This is a genomic window from Dactylosporangium sp. CA-233914 (genome assembly GCF_050942935.1).
GTDB lineage: Bacteria > Actinomycetota > Actinomycetes > Mycobacteriales > Micromonosporaceae > Dactylosporangium.
Map to the genome: position 1 here is coordinate 8380332 of NZ_CP192030.1, position 15063 is coordinate 8395394.

The 15063-nt window shown below is 73.0% G+C and carries 13 protein-coding genes; 7 read left to right on the forward strand and 6 right to left on the reverse strand.

Translation table 11 applies throughout. The annotated features are described in order from the left end of the window. Window positions 1–2 precede the first annotated feature (2 nt). A complete protein-coding gene (locus tag ACQPY0_RS37480; RefSeq protein ID WP_432971812.1) occupies window positions 3–287 on the forward strand; it encodes a hypothetical protein in 285 nt (94 codons plus the stop codon). On the opposite strand, the gene ACQPY0_RS37485 is transcribed toward ACQPY0_RS37480, so the two are convergent. After that, a complete protein-coding gene (locus tag ACQPY0_RS37485; protein WP_432995521.1) occupies window positions 251–1114 on the reverse strand; it encodes an aminoglycoside phosphotransferase family protein in 864 nt (287 codons plus the stop codon). The genes ACQPY0_RS37480 and ACQPY0_RS37485 overlap by 37 nt on opposite strands. A 259-nt stretch (window positions 1115–1373) precedes the next feature. Between ACQPY0_RS37485 and ACQPY0_RS37490 the strand changes: the two genes are divergently transcribed. The 3 genes from ACQPY0_RS37490 to ACQPY0_RS37500 all read left to right on the forward strand — a co-directional run bounded on the left by ACQPY0_RS37490 (window position 1374) and on the right by ACQPY0_RS37500 (window position 7392). Next, window positions 1374–2654 (forward strand): ThuA domain-containing protein, encoded by a 1281-nt coding sequence (locus ACQPY0_RS37490; RefSeq protein WP_432971815.1) that lies wholly within the window; start codon window positions 1374–1376, stop codon window positions 2652–2654. A 124-nt stretch (window positions 2655–2778) separates the two neighbouring features. Next, window positions 2779–4962 (forward strand): cellulose binding domain-containing protein, encoded by a 2184-nt coding sequence (locus tag ACQPY0_RS37495; protein ID WP_432971818.1) that lies wholly within the window; start codon window positions 2779–2781, stop codon window positions 4960–4962. Between the two features lie 150 nt (window positions 4963–5112). Continuing rightward, entirely contained in the window at window positions 5113–7392 is a 2280-nt protein-coding gene (locus ACQPY0_RS37500) for a discoidin domain-containing protein (RefSeq protein WP_432971821.1), read from the forward strand. A gap of 3 nt (window positions 7393–7395) precedes the next feature. Here the strand turns inward: ACQPY0_RS37500 and ACQPY0_RS37505 are convergent, their stop codons facing one another. The 4 genes from ACQPY0_RS37505 to ACQPY0_RS37520 all read right to left on the reverse strand — a co-directional run bounded on the left by ACQPY0_RS37505 (window position 7396) and on the right by ACQPY0_RS37520 (window position 11186). Then, a complete protein-coding gene (locus ACQPY0_RS37505; RefSeq protein ID WP_432971824.1) occupies window positions 7396–7632 on the reverse strand; it encodes a hypothetical protein in 237 nt (78 codons plus the stop codon). A gap of 403 nt (window positions 7633–8035) precedes the next feature. Continuing rightward, entirely contained in the window at window positions 8036–9637 is a 1602-nt protein-coding gene (locus tag ACQPY0_RS37510) for a cellulase family glycosylhydrolase (RefSeq protein ID WP_432971827.1), read from the reverse strand. Between the two features lie 95 nt (window positions 9638–9732). Next, window positions 9733–10398 carry a DUF305 domain-containing protein gene (locus ACQPY0_RS37515; protein ID WP_432971830.1) on the reverse strand — a complete coding sequence of 222 codons (666 nt, stop codon included), beginning with the start codon at window positions 10396–10398 and terminating at the stop codon, window positions 9733–9735. A 185-nt stretch (window positions 10399–10583) separates the two neighbouring features. Beyond that, window positions 10584–11186, reverse strand: coding sequence for a hypothetical protein (locus ACQPY0_RS37520; protein ID WP_432971833.1), 603 nt, complete (start codon window positions 11184–11186; stop codon window positions 10584–10586). Between the two features lie 63 nt (window positions 11187–11249). Between ACQPY0_RS37520 and ACQPY0_RS37525 the strand changes: the two genes are divergently transcribed. Together ACQPY0_RS37525 and ACQPY0_RS37530 are read left to right on the forward strand one after the other, a co-directional pair. Then, window positions 11250–11957: a response regulator transcription factor gene (locus ACQPY0_RS37525; protein ID WP_432971836.1), complete on the forward strand. Its 708-nt coding sequence runs from the start codon at window positions 11250–11252 to the stop codon at window positions 11955–11957. Beyond that, entirely contained in the window at window positions 11954–13273 is a 1320-nt protein-coding gene (locus tag ACQPY0_RS37530) for a HAMP domain-containing protein (RefSeq protein WP_432971839.1), read from the forward strand. Before ACQPY0_RS37525 ends, ACQPY0_RS37530 begins: the two co-directional genes overlap by 4 nt. Before the next feature lie 123 nt (window positions 13274–13396). Here the strand turns inward: ACQPY0_RS37530 and ACQPY0_RS37535 are convergent, their stop codons facing one another. Continuing rightward, on the reverse strand, window positions 13397–13804 hold the full coding sequence (locus ACQPY0_RS37535; RefSeq protein WP_432971842.1) for a MarR family winged helix-turn-helix transcriptional regulator: 408 nt from the start codon (window positions 13802–13804) through the stop codon (window positions 13397–13399). A gap of 516 nt (window positions 13805–14320) precedes the next feature. On the opposite strand from ACQPY0_RS37535, the gene ACQPY0_RS37540 reads away from it, so the two are divergent. Then, window positions 14321–15052 carry an alpha/beta fold hydrolase gene (locus ACQPY0_RS37540; protein ID WP_432971845.1) on the forward strand — a complete coding sequence of 244 codons (732 nt, stop codon included), beginning with the start codon at window positions 14321–14323 and terminating at the stop codon, window positions 15050–15052. Window positions 15053–15063 lie beyond the last annotated feature (11 nt).

Here is a 15063-nt window from a genome sequence, read left to right on the forward strand (position 1 = left end):
ACGTGACCTCCATCAGCGGCATCAGCGCGATCTGGAGCTCGTACACCATCGAGCTGGCCTCGCACCGGCCCAAGGACGGACAGGACCCGCCGGCCTCGGTGTCCAAGGCGCTGAGCCTGTCCACCGACGAGCTCAAGAGCCAGCTCAAGAACGGCAAGAGAAGCTGCATCAGCTCAGCACGGTGCTGGACAGCGGCGACCTGCTCAACACCTACGCCTGAGCATCGAGCCGCGGGGCGCCCGGGCCCGTGTCAACCGACCTCGGCCAGGACCTCGGTGATCGCGTAGCGGCCGAGGTTCGCCAGGAACGGGTTCGTGTCGCGGTAGTACGGCAGCGCGGCGAGGCCCATCGCGAACGCCCACGCCCGGCCGCGCCGCCAGCTCGCCTCGTCCGGGTCGAGGCGCTCGCGGAACTCGGCGCGCCCGGCGGCGTCCAGCAGCAGCCAGGCCGGGAGCAGGTCCACCGCGGGGTCACCGACGGCGAGGCAGCTCCAGTCGAGCACCGCGGCGAGCCCGCCGTCGCGGACCAGCAGGTTCCCGGCGTGCAGGTCGCCGTGGACCCACACCGGCGGGCCGTCCCACGCAGGCGCCGAGCGGTCGGCCTCGTAGACGGCGCTCAGCAGGGCCGGGTCGTACTCGCCGGCCAGCTGGGCGATCCAGCCCGTCATGTCGCGCCCGCGCAGGCTCCCGCCCCGCCCGCCGGGGCCGGCGGGCGGGCCGCCGGCGGTGTCGATGCGCCGCAGCGCGGCGACGAAGGCGGCCAGGGGCGCGGCGAGGCCGTCGGGCGTCACGGGGTTGGTGCCCTCGATCCAGCGGTACACCGCCCACGGGTGCGGATACTCCAGCGCCGGTGCCCCGACCGCGACCGGCTCGGGCACCTCGGCGGGCAGGTGCGGGGCGAGCACGGGCAGCCAGCGCCGCTCCAGCTCGACCTGCCCCAGCGCCGCCGGGATGCGCGGCAGCCGGACACTGTAGGCGTCGCCCAGCCGGTAGATCGCGTTGTCGGTGCCGTACGACGGCAGGGGCGTGACGCGCAGCCCGGCCCATCGCGGGAACTGCGCCGCGACGAGACCCCGGACCAGCTCGGCGTCGGTGTGCGCCTCCCCCTCGTGCATCACCGCCCGATCATCGCAGCGCCGCCGACTTCCCGACGACCCGTTTTTCGCACACTTGCACGGTAACGCCGTACCGGCAGCGCGCCCGCGCCGACGCAGTCGAGTCCACCGGCTCTGACCTGCCCGAAGAACTTAATTGGCGACTTACTTTAACTATTAGGGCTCTTTACCTTGTGCCGGGTGTCATCGATGCCCGATGATGCGACAGAGCGGATCCGCCCATCCCTCCACCCGACTTCACCCGAAGGAACCCCCAACCGTGCGCAGAAAGCTGGCGCTGGCAGCGCTCGCCCTGTTGACGGCGGTGGGGGTGGGTCTCGTGATCCGCCCTGCCCTCGCCGCCACCCCGTTCAAGGTGCTCGCGTTCTACAACGGCACCTGGGACGCCGCCCACATCGACTTCGACAAAGAGGCCAAGGACTGGTTCCCCGCCCAGGGGGCCGCCAACGGTTTCACCTGGGAAGCCACGACCGACTGGAGCCGGCTCAACACCGGCAGCCTCGCGCAGTACAAGGTCATCATGTTCCTGGACAACGCGCCGCCCTCCGGGCAGCGGGCCGCCTTTCAGCAGTACATGCAGAACGGCGGCGCGTGGATGGGCTTCCACGTGAGCGCCTTCACCACCGACCCGAACTCGTGGAGCTGGTACTACAACACGTTCCTCGGCTCCGGCGCGTTCCAGACCAACACGTGGGGCCCGACCCGCATCACGTACAAGGTCGAGGACCGCAACCACCCGTCGACGGCCGGACTGCCGGCGACGTTCACCTCCGCGGTGTCGGAGTGGTACTCGTGGAGCAACGACCTGCGGCAGAACCCGAACATCGACATTCTCGCGTCCGTCGATCCCAGCAGCTTCCCGGTCGGCACCGACCCGAACCAGTCGTGGTACAGCGGCTATTACCCGATCCTGTGGACCAACCGCAACTACCGGATGCTGTACGCCAACTTCGGCCACAACGGCATGAACTACAGCACGAACACGCGCACGTCCTCGACGTTCGACAGCGCGAACCAGAACCGCTGGATCGTCCAGGGCATCCTGTGGCTGGCCGGACAGGCCTCGACGCCGCCCACGTCCACCCCGCCCGCCTCGCCGTCGTCCGGGCCGATCCAGCCGGGGACCTGGTACCAGGTCGTCAACAAGAACAGCGGCAAGTGCGTGGACGCCCGGGCGGCCGGCACCGCGAACGGCACGGCGATCCAGCAGTACACCTGCAACGGCACCAACGCGCAGCAGTACCGGTTCCAGCCCACCGGCGACGGGTACGTGCGCATCGACAACCGCGGCGACTCCGCCCAGTCGCTGGACGTGACGAACAAGTCCACTTCGGACAACGCCCCGATCCAGCTGTGGGCGTACAGCAGCGGGACGAACCAGCAGTGGCTGCCGGTCGCCGAGAGCGGCGGCTACTACCACTTCGTCAACCGCGCCTCGGGCAAGTGCCTGGACACCCCGGCGGCGTCCACGGCCGACAGCGTGCAGCTGGTGCAGTACGCCTGCAACGCAACGGCAGCCCAGTCGTTCCGCCTGGGGTAAGCGCTTTCCGGGTAAGTTTCACGATCCCGGGACCGTCGCACGCGGTCCCGGGATCGACCGCTTTCGAAGCGCTTCCCCGCAGGTCTACCGTCCGCCGAAACGGCCCCGCGGAAGAGGAGCAGACGTGCGAAGAGCAGTGGCCGCCTCGGCGGCGATCCTGGCGGCCGGAGCCGGCGCCACCTTGGCGGTGCACATCGCCAGCGCCGCGGCCGCCGGCTGCCGGGTGCAGTACACCGTGACGAACCAGTGGCAGGGCGGCTTCGGCGCGAACGTCGACATCACCAACCTGGGCGACGCGATCAGCGGCTGGAGCCTCACCTGGTCGTTCGCGAGCGGGCAGTCGGTGACGCAGGCGTGGAGCGCGACCGTGACGCAGAGCGGCACGACGGTGAAGGCGGTGGACGCGGGCTACAACGCGGCGATCGCCACCGGCGCGACGGTCTCGTTCGGCTTCAACGGCGCCTGGACGTCGGCGAACCCGGTGCCGTCGTCGTTCGCGTTGAACGGCGTCGCCTGCACCGGCGCCACCACGACGCCGACCTCCACGCCGCCCACCTCGCCGTCGCCGACGCCGCCGCAGGGTGAGAACGGGCGGCAGATGGAGGACCTCGACCGGGGCCTGATCTCGGTCCGCTCCGGCAGCGGGAACCTGGTGTCGTGGCGGCTGCTGGGCACCGAGGCGTTCGACACGTCGTTCAACGTCTACCGCGCCGGCACGCGCGTGGCGACCGTCACCAACTCCACGAACTACCTCGACAGCGGGGCGGCCGCCGACGCCTCCTACACCGTACGCGCGGTCGTGGGCGGCGTGGAGCAGGCCGCCTCGCCGGCCTCGCTGCGCTTCACCGGCGGCGGCTACCTGGACGTGCCGATCTCGCCGCCGGGCTCGACGTACAGCGCCAACGACGCCTCCGTCGGCGACCTCGACGGCGACGGGCAGTACGAGATCGTCCTGAAGTGGGACCCGGCCGACGCGAAGGACAACTCGCAGTCGGGCGTGACGAGCAACGTCTACGTCGACGCGTACCGCCTCAACGGCCAGCGGCTGTGGCGGATCAACCTCGGCCGCAACATCCGCGCCGGGGCGCACTACACGCAGTTCCAGGTCTACGACTACGACGGCGACGGCAAGGCCGAGGTCGCGATGAAGACCGCCGACGGCACCACGGACGGCACCGGGCGGGTCATCGGCGACGCGAACGCGGACTACCGTAACTCCAGCGGGTACATCCTGTCCGGCCCCGAGTTCCTGACCATGTTCAACGGCCAGACCGGCGCGGCGATGTCGACGGTGAACTACGACCCGCCGCGCGGCACGGTCTCCTCCTGGGGCGACTCGTACGGCAACCGCGTCGACCGGTTCCTCGCCGGCACCGCGTACCTGGACGGGAAGCGCCCGTCGCTGATCATGGCCCGCGGCTACTACACGCGCACGGTCATCGCCGCGTGGGACTTCCGCGGCGGGGCCCTGACCAGGCGTTGGACGTTCGACAGCAACGGCTCCGGCAACAGCTCCTACGCCGGGCAGGGCAACCACCAGCTGGCGATCGCCGACGTCGACCAGGACGGCAGGGACGAGATCGTGTACGGCGCGATGGCCATCGACGACAACGGCGCCAAGCTGTGGAACACGAACAACGGCCACGGCGACGCGATGCACGTGGGCGACCTGGACCCGTCCCGCCCCGGCCTGGAGGAGTTCAAGGTCGACGAGGACGGCTCGAAGCCCTCATCGTACTTCGCCGACGCCCGCACCGGCCAGGTCCTGTGGACCACGCCGGCCAACGGCGACAACGGCCGGGGCGTCTGCGACGACATCTGGGCGGGCAGCCCCGGCGCCGAGTCGTGGTCCGCGGCCGCCGACGGCCTGCGCTCCCCCAGCGGCGCGGTGGTGTCCTCGCGCAAGCCCGGCTCGACGAACTTCGTGATCTGGTGGGACGGTGACACCACGCGCGAGCTGCTGGACGGCACGCACATCGACAAGTACGGCACCAGCGGCGACACCCGCCTGCTGACCGGCGCCGACGTGCACTCCAACAACGGCACGAAGTCCACGCCGTCGCTGTCGGCCGACCTGTTCGGCGACTGGCGCGAGGAGGTCATCTGGCCGACGACGAACAACACGGCGCTGCGCATCTACAGCACGCCGACGCCCACCACGACGAAGTTGTACACGCTGATGCACGACAGCCAGTACCGCGAGGCGATCGCGTGGCAGAACACCGCGTACAACCAGCCGCCGCACCCGTCGTACTTCATCGGCAGCGGCATGGCGGCGCCGAAGCAGCCGGTCATCTACGTCCGCTGACACCGTTGTGTTAATTCCGCTTTTCCGGCCCGCCACCATCGCCCGATGGTGGCGGGTCGTCGTCACGGCGGAGACGTTCATCGTCACCGAGCGTTCCGGCGGGATTCATGCCGGGCGGTACGTGTCGGTGGGGCGCGGTAGGGTGCCGGGGTGACTTCGCAGCCCAACCAGGTGACCGCCCGCCGGACGGATCGGTGCCTGCTGCTCGGCGAGGCCACGGCCACCGTGACCGTCCCCACGGGCTGGCTCGCGGTGGTCGCGCCCGCTGGTCTCCCCTCGTCCCAGCTCGTCGCGGCGGTCCGGGCCGCGATCGCACCACCACCACCACCGGCCGACGATCCCGGCCTCGCGCCGGCGCCCCCGGCCGGCGAAGCGCTGAAGGGCGTGGTGCTGCTCGGGGCCGCCGGCGACGCCGCATCGGCCCTGGCCACGGTGCTCGACCTGCCCGTGGTCGCGCCCGGCGACGGCCCGGTCGCAGCGTCCGCGGGCGGGACCCTGTTCACCGCGTCCGGATGGTGGCGCCACACTGCGGACGGCGGCCGCGCCGTCGCCGGGCTGCGCTGGCCGGCCCCGGCCTGGCAGGCCCTCATCCCCGAGTCGACCGCGTGGCCGCTGACCGCCCGTGCGGTCCCCGCCGGCTGGCTGTTGTCGACCGTCCCCGACGCCGCCGAGCCGGACGAGGACACCGTCCGGCTGCCCGACGCGGTGAGCGTGGCGCGGCTGGCGGACTCGGTTGCCGTCGACCCCGGCCGCCCACGGCTGCTGTTCGACTCCACCGTGAACGGCCCCGCCCTGGCCGCGGCCCTGCGCACCCTGCCGCCGGCGGTCCGGGCCACGGTCGACGTCGCGGCGATCGCCCCCGGCCAGGGCGCCGGCCGCGCCCCCGCCTTCGCCGCCGCGGCCGCGCTCGGCGAGCCGGTCACCCTGCTCAACGGCCTGCCCCTGCACACCCCGTCCGGCGACATCGTGGCCTACGCCCTCGACGCGGCCTTCCACCCGACCTGGGCCGAGCCGGCCTGGCTGCTGCGCTGCCACCCCGGCGGCGTCGAGGAGGTCGCCGCCTCGTCCGCGCCCCAGCCGGGCCTGCTGGCGATCGACGAATCCACCTACGTGCTGGACCTCGGCTGGATCGTCCGGGTCGCCGGCGACGGCCTGCACGCGATGCCGTCCGGCCCGCTCCCGCCGCCCGTCGGCCGCGCCGGGGTCGCGACCGCGGTGGAGCCGCCACCGTCGGCCGGCAACGCCGTCCCGCCGCCGGTCGTGCTCTCGCCCCGCCGGCTGATCGCCGACCCGGCCTCGCCGGCACCCGCCGTGCTCTCGCCGCGCGTCCTGCTCACCGAGCCCGAGGCTGTCCAGAGCACCTACACCGACGCCGACGTCGTGCCGGTGGAGGGCGGGCGATATCGGGTGGTCGTCGGCACCGCCGGGCTGGACGTCAACGACCTGCTCTGGCCGCCGCTGTCCACGCTGTTCACCGCCGCCCTCACCGACGTGCCCGCCGCCGTCGACCTCGAGGTGGCCGGGACCGCCACCGAGTGGGGTCTCGCCGCGGCGCGGGAGCTCGCCGAGCGCCACCCCGGCGTCACCGGCACCGGGGCCGCCGCCAAGCCGTATGCGCGCGCCGAGGTGCTGCCGCTGGTCCATGCCGCCCCCGCGGCCGAGTCGCCGGTCGCCGGGGCCGGGGTCCGTCGCGGGCGGCGCCGGCTCGTGCTGGCGGGCGCGGCCGCCGTGGCCACGGTCGCGCTCGGGGCCGGCGTGGTCGCCGTGTGGCCGGACGGTTCCGCTCCGCTCGACAGTGGCAGCGCGACCGGCGAGCAGCGCACCGCGCCGGGCCTGGCGCCCGGAGCCGCCGGCTCCTCGGAGCCGGATCCGTCCGTGAGCGGCTCGCCCACCGCTTCGGCACGGGCCTCGGCGCCGTCGAGCGCCTCGGCCGCGGAGCCCGGCACGTCCGCGGCCTCCGCCGGCCCGTCGGCGGACCCGTCGAGCCAGGCGCCGCCCGGTCTCACCGACGGCCTGGTCAACCTCGCGGCCGGCAAGAGCACGCGCGACAGCGGGCACGCGGGGGTCTACGGCTCGGGCAACGTCACCGACCTCGACCCGATGAGCTACTGGGAGAGCCACAACGCGTTCCCGCAGTGGGTGCAGGTCGACCTGGGCGCGCCGGCGCAGCTGCGCCGGGCCGTGCTGCAGCTGCCGCCCCTGGGCCCGTGGCCGGCCCGCACGCAGAAGATCGAGGTCCGGGTCAGCAACGACGACAAGACCTTCTCGACGCTGGTGGCCGCCGCGCCGTACAGCTTCGACCCCGCCTCGGGGCAGCGCGCGACGATCGCGCTGCCGGGCTCGCAGTGGCGTTACGTCCGGTTGGTCTTCACCGCCAACAGCGTCCAGCCGGCGGGTCAGCTGTCGTCACTGGAGCTGTATCGCGCCTGAGCCTCACCCGGGGACGCACAGCTCGGACGGCCCCGCCTCGGTGATCCACTGGGCGCCCTGCCGCGGGGTGGCGTGGTTGAAGTGCCCGATGACGCACCGGCCGCCGAGGCGCACCGCGTAGAGCAGGTTCCCGCGCGGGGCCGGATCGCCGGCGCGGGCGAGCCGGACGGTCGTGTCCGGATAGCCCTCCATGCGCAGCTCGAGGGCGACCCGCTGGGTCTCCGGCGGGCACCGGGACACGTCCCCGGCCGGCCTGGGGTAGCACGGCAGGGCGAAGCGGACGGTCTGGCGGATGTACCGGGCCCGGGCGTCCAGCAGTTCCTGCGGTGTCCACTCCCGCGGCGCGAACAGGGAGGCCGGGCACGGCGCCGTCGAAGCCGTGGGCGACCAGCGCGGCGCGGGCCCGTCCGGCGTCGGCGTCGGTGGCCCTGGCGGTGCGGCGGTCGCAGGTCCGGTCGTCCGGGTGCTCGTCGCCGTCGACGGCGTGCGGCACGGTCCGGCTCCGGGCGGCGGCGTCGGGCTGGGTCACCCGAACACGATCCCCCGCGGCGCGGCCCGATGCTGCCTTCCGGGCGGGCGGAAAAGCGGGTGCGGCCCGGGGAAGGCGCCGAATCCCTCCCCGGGCCGCGTTTCATCCCCAGCGTTACGAGCAGGTGGCGCCGTTGAGCTTGACCCCGGACGGGGCCGGGCTCGACGGGCCGTTGGCGGTGAAGCCGATCGTGACCGACGCGCCCGCGGCCAGGGACGGCGCCCAGCTCGGGGCCGCGGCCGTGAACGTGGTGCCGGACTGGGTGACGGTGGCGTTCCAGCCGCTCTGCAGCGTCACGCCGGACGGGACGGTGAAGGTGGCGGTCCATGGGTTGACGGCCGCGGTGCCGGTGTTCTTGACGGTGACGCTGGCCTGGAAGCCGCCCTGCCACGCGTTGTCAATCTTGACGGTGGCGGTGCAGCCGCCGCTCGGCGGCGGGGCCGACGGGGAGCCGGACGGGCTGACCGACGCGCTCGCCGACCCGGTGGGGCCGGTGCCGCCTCCGACGGGCGGGATGAGGTACGGCTGCAGGATGGACTGCTTCTGCTGGTTGACCGTCTTCCAGTCGTCGCCGACGATGCCGCCGGTGTCGCCGGAGTTGGGGTTCCACGACCAGTAGGTGAAGTTCATGCCGGTGACGCCGGTGCCCATGTACTGCATGAGCTTCTGCAGCCACACGGCGTCCTGCGGGTTCTGCAGCGTGCTGCCGAACTCGCCGACGAGGACCGGGGCGACGTTCTGCTTCTGCAGGTAGCCCCAGAACTGGTCCCAGATGCCCGGCAGGTTGTCCGGGAAGCTCGGGTCGTCGAACCAGGCCTGATGGTAGACGGAGTTGGCGTACTCGTGGGCGGAGTACACGAGCTTGTTGGGCTTGTTGAGCCGCACCGGGTACTGCCCGGCCTTGGACAGGTTGCCGCCCCACCAGCCGCACGGCTCGTCGGGGATGTTGTCCCAGGCGTTGGCGTTGCCGCCGCTGGGGCAGCTGACGCCCTCGACGACGATGAGCCAGTTCGGGTTGGCCTCCAGGACCGCGTTGCCGGCCCGCTCGGCGGCGAGGCGCCAGTCGCGGTTAACGTCGCCGCAGCCCCAGCAGGCGCCGGTGCCGTTCGGGTCGGTGCCGTCGGCGTGCGGCTCGTTGTGCAGGTCGGCGCCGATGACGGTCGGGTTGTTCGCGTAGTGGCGGGCGAGCATCTGCCAGTTGCTGATCCACGTCGACTCGGGCGCCGCGGCGACGTACCACAGGGCGCTCTGCCCCGCGCTCGTCGGGCGGTGCCGGTCGAGCAGGATGCGCATGCCCTTGCTGCCCGCGTAGTCCACGACCTTGTCGAGGATCTGCAACGGGGTCAGGCCGACCAGGTCGGGGTTGCTGTACCCGTCGACGCTGTTGGCCTGCGCGCCCGGCTTGAGGGCGTCCTCGGAGTACGGCACCCGGATCGTGTTGTACCCGAGGCTCGCCATCTGGTCGATGTGGTCCTTCCACGGCCGGGCCCACAGGCCGTGGAACGTCTTGTTGTCGGTCTCCATGCCGAACCAGTTGAGGCCGGTGAGCCGGACCTTGGTGCCCGTGGCGTCGATGAGCTGGGCGCCCTGCGTGCTCAGGTACCCGGTGCCGGTGCCGCCGGTGGCCGCCGACGCGGTGCTGTTCAACCCGATCACGGCGACGGCCCCGACGAGGGCCATGCTGCTGGCCGCGACGGCGGCCCAGAGTCTCCTCATGCCGTTGTTCTAAAGGACCTCGACGGCCTCGCGCACCGCCGGTGACCGGACAGCGGCGCGTTTTAGCAGCTCAGAGCGGCACAGCGGACGGAAACTTACACCGTCGGCAACGCCGCCAGGAGCTTGTTGTGCGCGTCGAGGACCCGCGCCGCGGCGGCCTTCGTGGCCGGGTCGGAGCCGGCCGTGCCCTCCGAGGTGGCCAGCCTCGTCGTGCCGGTGAGGTGCTCGCGCAGCACCGCGACGGCCCGGGCCGGGCGCTGGTCGGCGGGCGCGTCGCGCACGGCGGCGAGGTCGTCGTCGAGCACCATGCCCGGCAGGTCGTGCCCGGCGTGCTCGGTGGGGTTCTCGATGCCCCCGCCGGCGGCGAGCGCGGCCCGCAGCGCGACGAGCTCGTCGCGGTGGCCGGCCGCGGCGGGCCCGGCCATCGCCTGCAGCTTCGGCTCGTCCTTGATCAGGTCGAACAGCGGCAGGGCGCTGTTGTCCAGCGAGATCATCAGCTGCAGGAACGCGAGGTCGGTGGGGTTGAGCGACCCGGAGATGTACGCCTCGTCGCTCGGCGGCTGCAGCGGGGGCGCGCCGGGCTCGTGCGCGGGGCGGGCCCAGAGCACGACGACAGCGAAGGCCGCGACGAGCACCACGACGACCGCGAGCGCGCGGCGCCAGAGGTCGCGCCGCGCGACTTCCTCCGCGACGACCTCGGGCTCGGGCTCGGGCGTCGTTTCCTCGGCCGGCGGTGGCGGCTCCTGCGTCGAGAGAGCCACACTGGCACCGTTGATGGGTTCCTCACCATCGGGGGTCACCGCTTGAAGGTAAGTCCCGGCCCGGGGCCGATTCTATTAGGTGCGCATTAAGTTGTCCCGATGATTTTCGGCGGTCACGAATAACGCATTTAACGTGGATATAAGGAAGGATAATGACCGGGTGAAGCGGCTCCTGATCGTCAGGCTCAGTTGCCGACCCGGGTCACCGTGCCGTGCGGGCCGTTCTGCCACCACAGGCAGTCGACGAGGTACGCCACGTCGTTGCGGGCCGCGATGAACTGCACGACCAGCCGGCTGGGCTCGGTCTGCGCCTGCGACACGGAGTAGCCGTCGCGGGGCGTGGCCGTGACGAGCGAGACGACCCCGCCGCGGATGCGCATGACCGCGTCGCCGCCGTCGGAGCGGAACGACTTCAGATACACGTCCACGCCGTCCGAGCCGGTCGTCACCGTCCAGCCGTCGACGACCCGGGCCGCCGCGGTCGTCCGGGGCGGCGTCGTGGTCGGGCTCTTCTGCGGTGTACTGCTGGTGACGGGCCGCGGTGTGAGCGCCGACGGCGGGTCGGACACGATGACCGTCGCCGGCTCGGAGCCGGCTACCGACGGCGGTGGCAGGGTCTGGGTCGCGACCCGGCGGTCGCCGTGCTCATCGCCGGCCGCGACCGGCACCGAGTCCTGGGGCACGGCGGTGCGCAGGACCGGGCGCAGCGCCAGCGACGCCACCCCGATACTCGCGGTGGTGGCCAGGCACCACAGCAGCACCGGCACCGCGCCTCGTTGAACCCGCATCGCAGGATTCTCGCACGCGGCCCAGCTATTGGCGCCAAGCCAGGTGGCGATAGGTTGTGCGCCATGCCGCTCATCCTGCTCGTCGAGGACGACGTCGCCGTGTCGGGCGCCCTGTCCCGGGCGCTGACCGACGCGGGGCACGTCGTGCGCCCCGTCGGCAACGCCGGGTCGGCCCTGCGGGTCATCGCCACCGACCCGCCGGACCTGGTCATCCTCGACCTGGGCCTGCCCGACATGGACGGCCTCGACGTGCTGCGCATGCTGCGCGGCATCTCCAACGCGCCGGTGATCGTGGCGACCGCCCGCCGCTCCGAGCGCGACATCATCCGGCTGCTCGACGCCGGCGCCGACGACTACGTGACCAAGCCGTTCTCCAGCGCCCAGATGTCGGCGCGGATCAACGCGGTGCTGCGCCGCGGGCAGGGCACCCCGGGCCCGGCCCAGCCACCGGCCGGCGTCACCGTCGGCGGGCTGCACGTCAACCCGCAGCAGCGCTCGGCGGCGCTGGACGGGCGGCCGCTGCAGCTGACGAAGAAGGAGTTCGACCTGCTGTCCTACCTCGCCCAGCGGGCCGGCCGGGTGGTGAGCCGCCGCGAGCTGCTCACCGAGGTGTGGCAGCGCCCGGACCGCTCCGGCGAGGACCAGACGATCGACGTGCACGTGTCGTGGCTGCGGCGCAAGCTCGGCGAGAGCGCCACCCAGCCCCGCTACCTGCGCACCTTCCGCGGCGTGGGGGTGATGCTCGTCGACCCGGCGCAGCCGCCGGCATGAGAAGCGCGCTGATGCGGCTGTCGCTCGCGATCACCTCGATGATCGCGCTGGCGTTCCTCGTGCCCCTGGCGTACGTCACCAAGCAGATCGCCCACGACCGGGCGCTCGCCGATGCGCGATACCAGGCCGACGCCATGGTGGCCGCGCTCGCCTCGGCGCCGGACGGCTCCGGGTCGCTCATCCGCGCGGTGGCGACCGTTCCGGCGGGGCAGTCGGGGCGGCTGGCGGTACACCTCGTCGGGGACGCGACCGTGGGCACCAGCCACGCCAACCCCGCCGACGTGGACCGGGCCGCGCACCAGCGCCGCTCCCTGACCGCCGACGCGCCCGGCGGGGTTGCGTATCTGCAGACCGTCGTGCTCGACGGGGACCGGACGGCGGTCGTGGAGGTGTACGTCTCCGACGGCGAGCTCAGCCAGGGCGTCGGCGCCGCGTGGCTCGCCCTGGCCGGCCTCGCCGTGGTCCTCGTCGCCGGCTCCACGCTCGTCGCCGACCGGCTCGGCGCCCAGATCGTGCGCGCCACCCGCAAGCTCGCCGAGGGCGCCCGCGCGTTCGGCGACGGCGACCTGCACGCCCGGGTCGAGCCCGACGGCCCGCCGGAGCTGCGCGACGCGGCCCGCAGCTTCAACCGCATGGCCGAGCAGATGGTCGCCTTCGCCGACGCCGAGCGTGAGCTGGCCGCGGACCTCTCCCACCGGCTGCGCACCCCGCTGACCGCCCTGCGCCTGGACGCCGACGCGATGCCGCCCGGCCCGATCGGCGAGCGGATGCGGCAGGCGTTCGACGCCCTCGACGACGAGATCGAGCAGATCATCACCCAGGCCCGCCGCTCCGCCGCCGACCGCGTTCCCGAGACGACGGACCTCGTGGAGGTCGTCGCGGACCGGCTGGCGTTCTGGTCGGTGCTGGCCGAGGACCAGAACCGCCCGTGGCGCGTCACCGGCGGCCAGGAGCCCGTCTACCTCCCCGTCGCCGAGTCCGACCTGGTCTCCGCCGTCGACTGCCTGCTCGGCAACGTCTTCCAGCACACGTCGGAGGGCACCGGCTTCGAGGTCCACGTCTCGGCCCGCGGCCTGATCGTCGACGACGCCGGCCCCGGCATCGCCGACCCGGACCACGCCCTGCGCCGCGGCGCGAGCGGCGCCGGCTCGACGGGCCTGGGCCTGGACATCGTCCGCCGGGTGGCCGAGGCGGCCGGCGGCCGCCTGGTGATCGAGCGCAGTTCGCTGCGCGGCGCACGGATCGCCATCGAGCTGGACCCGTTCGCCGCGGAGACCGCCGCACCCCCACGCCCGGCCCGCCGGATCGTCCGCTGATCCCGGCTTTCCCGGGATAGCGGGACGGCAGGTGTTGCTCGAGCACGTCAGCTGGCCCGGATCTCGTCGAGCCGGCTCGGGTCGTACCGGCTCACCGTCGCCCGCCGCCGGGCGGGGGCGCCGTCACGCCAGGAGGCGTTGCAGCAGGTCGTCGAAGATCGCCAGCTGCTGCGGGGTCAGCGGTGCGAACGAGCGCTCCAGGACCCCCTCCAGGACTCGCTGGCCCTGCTCGCGGATGGCCTCGCCCTTGTCCGTCAGGCGGTGGCGGATCGCGCGGCCGGGCCCCGGCAGTCGCTCGATCAGACCGCGGTCGATCATGCGCGTGGCCAGGGTGCCGAAGGACTGGTCGGTCTGGAAGGTCAGCTGGGCCAGGTCGTGCAGTGACGCCTCCGGATTGCGGTGCAGGTGGCGCAGCGCGTCCCACTGCACCAGGCTCACGCCCAGCGGGGCCAGCGCCGCGTTCCCCTCGCGGTGGTGGCGCATCTGCAGCCGCTTCACCGACAGCCCGATCTCCGAAATCGCCCTCGTCATGCGGCCAACTTTATCAGCTTGTTGATATCAACATGCTGATATAAGCTTCCTTACATGAGGTCGCTGCCGTGACAGCTGATGCAACCGGACCGTGGCGTTCGCCTGCGCGGCGATACGCGGTCAACGGCGCTCTCAGCGCCATCGCCGCGGCCACCGGGGCCGGGGCCGCGTCGCTGCTGACCGCCGGCGGCGACGGGCTGACCTGGCGGCTCGCCGCGCCCGGGCTCGTCATGGCCACCGCCTCCGCCGTCGCGCGCCGCGGCCGCCGCGGCCTCGATGGCGCCGAGAGGCGTCATCGACCGGAGCTTGCAGTCGGTCCCGGCGAAGTTCGCCGGGACCGGCCAGGGCCGCGAACAACGCGCTGCGGCAGATCGGCGCCACGCTCGGCCCGGCCGTCCTGGGCGGCATCCCCGCCGAGCGGGCCGGGGCGGGGGCCGGCATCGACGAGGTGCTCACGACCGCACTGATCCCGACCGCCTGCATCGCCACCGGACTCGTCTACCTCAGGAGGACCTCATGACCGTCACCTACACCGAGCGCGGCGCGGGCCGCGCGATCCTGCTCCTGCACGGCGGCGCCGGACCCACGTCCGTCGCCGGATTCGCCGACCGCCTCGCCGCCGAGCGGCCGGTGCGCGTCATCACCCCGACCCACCCCGGCTTCGACGGCACCGAGCGCCCGGCGGACGTCGGCAGCGTCCGCGAGCTCGCGACCGTCTACAAGGGACTGCTGGACGAGCTGGACCTCGCCGACGTCACCGTCGTCGGCAACTCGATCGGCGGGTGGGTCGCGGCCGAGCTGGCCCTGCTCGGCAGTCCCCGGGTCGCACGGCTGGTCGTCGTCGACGGGGTCGGGATCGAGGTGCCCGGGCACCCGGTCGTCGACTTCTTCTCGCTCACCTTCGAGCAGATCGCGCGGGCCAGCTACTACGACCCCACCGGGCGCGTCATCGACCCGACATCCATGCCGGAGGCGGCCCGGGCCGTGATGGCCGCGAACCGGGCGACGCTCGAGGCCCTCGCCGGCGACATGGTCGACCCCACGCTGCGGGCCAGGCTCGGCGCGGTACGGCTGCCGGCCCTTGTGCTGTGGGGCGACAGTGACGGCATCGCGGACGCCGGCTACGGCCGCGCCTTCGCCGAGGCGATCCCGGGGGCGCGGTTCGTGCTGCTGGAGCGGACCGGCCACCTGCCGCAGCTGGAGCGCCCGGAGGCGCTCGCGGAGGAATTGTGGAGGTTCATCGCGTGAGCCCGGCGGGG